This window comes from Cupriavidus basilensis, assembly GCF_029335485.1.
Classification (GTDB): Bacteria; Pseudomonadota; Gammaproteobacteria; order Burkholderiales; family Burkholderiaceae; genus Cupriavidus; species Cupriavidus basilensis_E.
The window spans coordinates 1-6,744 of sequence record NZ_JARJLM010000009.1; the positions used below are offsets into that span (position 1 = coordinate 1).

At 65.5% G+C, this 6,744-nt stretch carries 6 protein-coding genes; 1 reads left to right on the forward strand and 5 read right to left on the reverse strand.

Annotated elements, in window-relative coordinates; genetic code table 11:
* Positions 1 to 401: 401 nt before the first annotated feature.
* From P3W85_RS00625 to P3W85_RS00645, 5 genes are all read right to left on the reverse strand, one after another.
* Positions 402 to 836, reverse strand: coding sequence for a hypothetical protein (locus tag P3W85_RS00625; protein ID WP_276263348.1), 435 nt, complete (start codon positions 834 to 836; stop codon positions 402 to 404).
* A gap of 82 nt (positions 837 to 918) precedes the next feature.
* Positions 919 to 2,250, reverse strand: a complete 1,332-nt coding sequence (locus P3W85_RS00630; protein WP_035806183.1) for an MFS transporter — start codon at positions 2,248 to 2,250, stop codon at positions 919 to 921.
* Positions 2,251 to 2,289: 39 nt separating this feature from the next.
* Complete coding sequence (locus P3W85_RS00635) at positions 2,290 to 3,810, reverse strand: amidase (RefSeq protein WP_017224467.1); 1,521 nt, start codon at positions 3,808 to 3,810, stop codon at positions 2,290 to 2,292.
* Positions 3,811 to 4,087: 277 nt separating this feature from the next.
* Positions 4,088 to 4,495, reverse strand: a complete 408-nt coding sequence (locus tag P3W85_RS00640; RefSeq protein ID WP_017224466.1) for a hypothetical protein — start codon at positions 4,493 to 4,495, stop codon at positions 4,088 to 4,090.
* A gap of 27 nt (positions 4,496 to 4,522) precedes the next feature.
* Positions 4,523 to 6,130 carry a 3'-5' exonuclease family protein gene (locus P3W85_RS00645; RefSeq protein ID WP_276263349.1) on the reverse strand — a complete coding sequence of 536 codons (1,608 nt, stop codon included), beginning with the start codon at positions 6,128 to 6,130 and terminating at the stop codon, positions 4,523 to 4,525.
* 45 nt (positions 6,131 to 6,175) lie between these two features.
* On the opposite strand from P3W85_RS00645, the gene P3W85_RS00650 reads away from it, so the two are divergent.
* Entirely contained in the window at positions 6,176 to 6,490 is a 315-nt protein-coding gene (locus tag P3W85_RS00650) for a hypothetical protein (protein ID WP_276263350.1), read from the forward strand.
* Positions 6,491 to 6,744 lie beyond the last annotated feature (254 nt).

The following is a 6,744-nucleotide window of genomic DNA, read 5'->3' on the forward strand; positions in this document are numbered from 1 at the left end:
AACGCTGGCGTTGCCACGGCGGGCGACTACGAAATGGAACAAGGGCTTGAGGATGGGGGACATCGTGGGCGCTCTCTCTTTTCTCTCGTGCCCGGCCCGGTGGCCGGATCCAAACGCACGGATTTCTCGCGCTGCGAGCTACCCGGGCATGCGACCGTATGGCCGCGAGAGCAATGTCCCACGCCGGTATGCATCCGCCCGCCTGGGGCGGGAGACGCATCGGCGTTAACCGCTTCTACTCGATAGGCTATTTAGCAAGGGCCGTGCCAACGGCGGCGGTGGTGCCCCCGGCGCAAAGATGCCCGGGCCAGCGGAGCGGGGCGGCTGGCCCGGTGCATAACAGACTGGCTTGGTGCATCCGCTGCACCAGCTCTGCGTGCCACGCTTGCGCGCAGTGTGTGTCAGGTGCCGGCGCTGCTTCTGACCAGTGCGCCGCAGCGCCCGATCGTGGTCGTGACGCAGCAGGCGTTGCCGGACCAGTCGCCGCCGATGATCTGGCCGGTCGGGCCGGCGATCAGGCGGCGCTGGCATTGGCCGGGCAACAGTGGAGGTTCTGGCGAAGTGGGTGCGCGCGCATCGCGGGGGCCGCTGCCCGGGGCGCGCGCCGGCGGCACGTCCTCGACCCACAGGTAGGCGGTGCCGCCCGGCACGGCTTGCACGGATTGCGGCGGCCCCCACTGTGCCTTGGCCTGCTCGATTGGCGCGGATTGCCAGGAATCCAGTACGCGCTGCATGGCGCTTTGCTCGATTGCGGCGCACGCGCTCAGGGAGATGGCCGCGAGTGGCAGCAACAGGAGACGGGGCGCAAAGGGATGGCGGGGGCGAACGGCGGACATGACGGCTCCAAGGGAACAGGCGTGCCCCCTCTGCGGCAGACTAGTCCAGCGCCCCGCTCTGCTGCAAGCGGCCTAGGCACCCTTATGCGGGTTTCCCCACAGTCGGCGCCAGCACGATCTTGTCCGCATCCGTGGACGGTTCATGCTGGCAGTCGTCGCCACCGGCCTGGCCCAGGTCGATACCGCTGGTTTCCGGCAGCAGCAAGGCGGCGCCCATCACCATGGCGTAGCCCACGCCGGCCACGATGGCGATGGCCAGGGGCAGCGAGGTGCGGCCGGTGCTGAGCCATCCCACCGTCAGCGGGAAGAGCGAGCCGATCACCCGCCCTACGTTGTACGAGACACCATAGCCAGTGGCGCGGATATCGTTGGGATACGACTCCGAGATGGTGGCGCCGATGCCGGCGAACACGCCCTGCATCAGCACGCCAAGCGGGAAACCCAGGAACAGCATCGATGTGTTCGACACCGGGATCACCATATAGACCAGCGCCATGACGAAGGCGCCCGCGGCAAAGGCAATATAGGTCAGGCGGCGGCCCCAGCGGTCGGTGGCATAGGCGCCGGCCACGTAGCCCGCCAGCGAACCGAAGATCGTCATCGCCAGGTAGGAGCTGGTGCCGAACACGGACAGCCCTCGTTCGGTCTTGAGGAAGGTCGGCAGCCAGGTGGCGATCGCATAGTAGGCACCCAGCATGCCGCCCGACAGCAGGCTGCACAGCACGGTCTTGCCCAGCAGCGGCCGGCGGCCCAGGCGCGCCAGCTGCTGCCATGCGGAAGGGCCGTTGCCCGCGGCGCGTTCGGCCTGGCTCTTGAGGAAGACTTCCGGCTCTTCCAGGTTGCGGCGCAGGTAGACCACCACCAGCGCCGGCAGGATGCCCATGAAGAAGCAGACGCGCCAGGCGGTATCGGCAGGGAACACGCTGAAGGTGATGGCATAGGCAATCGCCGCCGCGCCCCAGCCGAAGGAATAGCTGCTGGCGGTGAAGCCCGAATACTTGCCGCGGTGGGCAGGGTTGCGGATCATCTCCGTCACCAGCACCATGCACAGCGAGGATTCGCCGCCGAAGCCAAGGCCCTGCAGCATGCGGAACACCAGCAGTTGCTCGGGGGTATTGGCCAGCCCACACAGGAAGCAGGCGAAGGCGAAGACCACGATGGTCCAGCGCAGCACGCGCACCCGTCCGTAGCGGTCGGCCAGGATGCCCGCGCCGATGGCGCCTACCAGCGAAGACACCAGCGTCCACGTGACGATGGCGCCGGCGGTCGACTTGCTCATGCCCCATTGGGTCAGCAGCGTCGAGATCAGAAAGGAATAGATCATGAAGTCGAACACATCGACCGCATGACCCAGGAACGCGCCGTAGAAGCCCTTGCGTTCCATTCTCGATAAGTCCCTGAACCAGTCGAACATCATCTCTCCTACGAATTGTGGGGGCGGTGCGTTGTTGTTTTATTGCGCCGGGGCGCGTTGCACCGTAAGGGAGGAAACCGGCGGCCGCCGGAAGGCAAAGCCCGCTGCTTCGAGCAACTGGGCAAATCGGAGCGAGGTCAGGTCGGCGAAGCGTCCGGCGACGATCTGCACACCCACCGGCAGGCCGCCGCGGCCCGGGCCGATCGGCGCCACCGTCGAGGGCAGGCCGCACAGGCCGGAATGGCCTGCCCAGAACAACTGGCTGGTGAGCGGTTGCTCCCGGCCGTTGACCACCAGCCTGCGCTGCCATGGCTCGCCTTCCTCGTCGAGCACGAAGGCCGTAGTAGCGGCGGCCGGGCAGAGCAGCACGTCGTAGTCGTCGAAAAAGCGTTGCCAGGCCCGTGCGAAGGTGGCCCGCTGCTGCTGCAGTTGCAGCCAGTGCCGATGACGGATGCCGGCCCCGGCAAACTGCAGTGCGGCGTAATCGTGGTCCTGGGCCGGGGCGGTGGCCGCGCGCGCCAGCGCGGCGCCGAAGCTTGCGTCGTCCATATGGACCGAGGTCGTGGCGCGCAGCATCAGCACATAGGTGTGCCATAGCGTGGCGGCATCGAAGTCCGGGCGCACGTTCCAGCGCACCTTGGCGCCTTGCCCCTCCAGCCAGCGGCCCAGGCTTTCGATCTCATCGCTGACTTCCGCATCGGCTTCGCACAGCGGGTGGGTGGGCAGCACGGCGACGCGGAATTCGGCCAGCGTGCGCTTGTTGCAGGGCGGCAGCGCCAGGCGATAGGCCAGCGCTTCGCTACCGTCGGGTCCGGCCAGTGTCTGTAGCAGCAATTCGAGGTCATGCGCGCTGCGCGCCAGTGGTCCCGCCACATTGATGTCCTGCTCACCATAGCCGTGGCCGATGCCATGGCCGCGCAGCGGCACTAGGCCGTGGCTGCTCTTGTGCGAGAACACCCCGCAGTAATGCGCCGGGTTGCGCAGCGAAGAGCCGATGTCAGAACCCACGTCGAAAAAGCTCATGCCCGCACAGACCGCGGCGGCGCTGCCGCCGGACGAGCCGCCCGGTGTGCGGGTGGGGTCATGCGGATTGCGGGTGGTGCCGTAGACGGCGTTGTAGCTTTGCCAGTCGCGCAGCCCGATCGGGACATTGGTCTTGCCCAGCAGTACCGCGCCGGCGGCCCGCAGGCGCTCGACCACGGCGGCGTCGCTGGCCGCGATGTTGTTGCGCTGGTCCGGGCTGCCACAGGTAGTGGGCCAGCCGGCGACATCGAAGGACTCCTTGATGGAGAAAGGAATGCCGTCCAGCGCTCCCAACGGTTGGCCGCGGTGCCGGCGCAGATCGCTGGCGCTGGCGGCCACGCGCGCAGCGGCAAAGTCCGCCAGGACGATGGCGTTGACCTGGCTGTGAGCCGCGGCATAGGCGGTCTCGCACCAGTTCACCAGGTCTTGCGCGCTGGCGCGGCCTTGGGCCAGAAGATCGGCTGCTTCCCGTACAGACAGGAAGCACGCGTCGTCGGGCTGCCAGGAATCGGTGCTTGCTATGTCTTGCCGCGTCACGCTGCACTCCGGTTGGGGGCTGTGGCCAAGGGCGCACGAGCTTGCGCTTGTTTTGCCTACCGCGAAAATCGGTATACTATATTCACAATTTTACGAAGAGCAAGACAAATGTGAGACGTGGCCTGCTGCGCCGCTTTTTGGTGCAATGCAATAGTTTTTGGCAAAAAAAAACGGGATGCGAGGGGGCGTGATGCGCCAATTCACGCACCGCTGAAGGGCGTGTTTTTCATGATTTGGTATACCGTTTTTCTGCCGGAAGGCGGGAGTATCGCTTTGACTATGGCGCTTGTTCGAGCAGCGCTTTGAGAGTGGCCAGATCGCGGCGGACCCAATCGGCATCCGCCTGCAGCTGGGCATCGGTGACGCCGGGATAGCGGAACAGCGTGAAGAGCAGCGTGGCGCCGCTGCCGTTGGCGATCACGCGCATGGGAACATAGATCTCGTTCCCCTCGGCTGGCTGCACATAGTGGTCGGCAATCCCGTAGGGATTGGCGGGGGTGAACCGGACGCGCATTGCGCCCTGGGGCATGCGCGCGATCCAGCTGCCATCCGCCTGGCGCGAGAGTTCTCCAAGGCCGCTGGCCCACAGCTGAAAGTTCTCGGGGACGGCGAGAAACGCAGACACCGCTGCGGCTGGCAAGTCGATATCGATCCCGAGGGTGAGATAGTCGCGCTGGTCAGCCATGGCAGTGCTCCGATGGTTGCTTCCGGGCTAAGGTTCGATGAAAGACAGGAGCTGCTGGTCCGGGTTGGGCGGCCGGTTCCGGCGTGGACCCGTTGTGGTCACCGGGGCGGGTTCCGGCCTCGGCCCGGCCTCCTGCCGTGGCGCCGCTGGCGAGCGCAATTCAAACTGCCGAACCGATTCCAGCGGAACGGCGCTGGCAAGCAGTCCCGCCGCCCTCGGCGCCAGGATCTGGTAGGTATCCAGATCGAAGCGGGCTGGCGCAACCAGCAGGCTGGGCGCGTCCTCGAGCGTGGCTACCGAACCCAGGTAGCCCCAGTCTTCCAGGATATGCCACCACGCTTTTGCGTCATCCTGTTCGCGCCATGCTACCGCGCCGGCGAATGGCCAGGGCTGGATGGCCAGCCCGGCCAGCGCCGCGGCCATGCGTTCGCGGTGGGCTGCCAGTGGCTCGTCGCCTGTGCATGCGCCCAGACAGCGGTGCAGTTGACGGGCGAAGCAGGGCGAACCGCGCCGTGCGGCTTTCTCCAGCGCCAGCGTGGCCTGGCAGAGCTGATGGGTTTGCGCCAGTTCAGCCAGGCGCGCTTCGGCGCTCGCCCGGCTGGGAAAGACGCCATACAGATTGGGATGGCGGCTGAAGTCGGTGTCGCGGTCCGAGCGTAGTATTGGCGCGCTCAGTCCGGGTGCCAGTTCCCAGGCGAACAGCCCCGCGTTCTGGCGCAGCATCTGGTTGTGCAGCGGCTGCAGCGTCTTGATCAGGTGGGCCTCCAGCAGCAGCGCACCGGCTTCGCCGCCGGTCTCCCGCCACTCGACCCGGCGCACCGCGCGCGCCAGCCGCATTTCCAGCGCGGCCCGATGGTCGCCGGAGAAGTGCGCGCCGATGCGCTGGCGGAGGTGGATGCTCTTCCCTATATAGAGAGGCATATCCTGATCGCCATAGAACAGGTACACCCCGGCGGTGTCGGGAACGTCGTCCAGGGCGGTTTCTTCCAGCCCGGCGGGCAGGCTCGCGCGCTTCACCAGCGACCGCACGGCAGCCTCGACCAGATTCACCGTATACAAACCGTGGATCTTCTGCCAGAACTGCCACAGCAGCTCGGCATCCGCCAGGGCGCGGTGGCGGCCCTTGGGTTGCAGCTCGAAGCGGGCGATCAGCGCGTCCAGGCCGTGGCGCGCCACCGAGGGGAACAGCGAACGCGACAGGCGTACGGTGCACAATACGTCGGCCCGAAAGGTCACACCGGCGCGGCGGAACTCGTTTTTCAGGAATCCATAATCGAAGCGTGCATTGTGGGCGACGAAGAGCTTGCCCTGCAGCCGTTCCGCCAGGGTTTCCGCCAGCGACTCGAAGCTCGGCTGGCCGCACACCATGTCGTCGGTAATGCCAGTCAGTTGCTGGATGAATGGTGGGATGCCGATACCGGGATCGACCAGGGTGTCCCACTCCACGATCCCGTCCGGGCCCACTTCCACCACGCCAATCTCGGTAATGCGGTCGCGGGTGGCGTCGGCACCGGTGGTTTCCAGGTCGACAAAGACGATGGGGCGGGACAGTGCGGCGGCCAGCGCCTGCGCATCCAGGTGGCGCGGGGTATTCGCTGCCTGGTGCGGGAGCTGATAGATGGGGAGGTCGGGCATCCGTCGATTCTAATATCTAATAGATAGGGGTAGCGGGAACAGGGCATGGCGATGGCGATGGCGATGGCGATGGCGATGGCGATGGCGATGGCGATGGCGCTGTGCCAGTGCCGAAATCACCTCTTTTCCGGGTTCCCGGCGCGGCTTCATACGGGCGTCATGAACGGTATTGAAGAAATTTCCGAAAAGCCTTGCCAGGACCGGCGGAGTCCCTTAAGATTCGCCCCCTTTCGCCACACAAAGACCGCTGCAACGCAGACGGGACAAGGGTTGCGGGGGTTGGCAGGGGAGGTTGGCGAGCCGTGTTCAGGCGCCGGCCGCAGCAAAGAAAGTTTGCGAAACCTGTTGACGAAACGATGATCACGCTTCATAATCTCGTTTCTCTGCTGCAGACAATGCAGCGACGCGGTAAGCAAAGCGAACCGCGGCCAGTTCTTTAACAAACAAACAACCGATAAGTGTGGGCGCTTGATAGCGGATGCGGAAGACTTCGGTCTTTTAGCTTACAAGTTATAAAGTGCTCGCACAGTAAAACATGTTGGTTATGTCTTCGGACGTAGCCAGTCAGTTTTCTGAGAGTGAGCGACCGCTCGAAAGAGCGAGGTTCTTCGGAA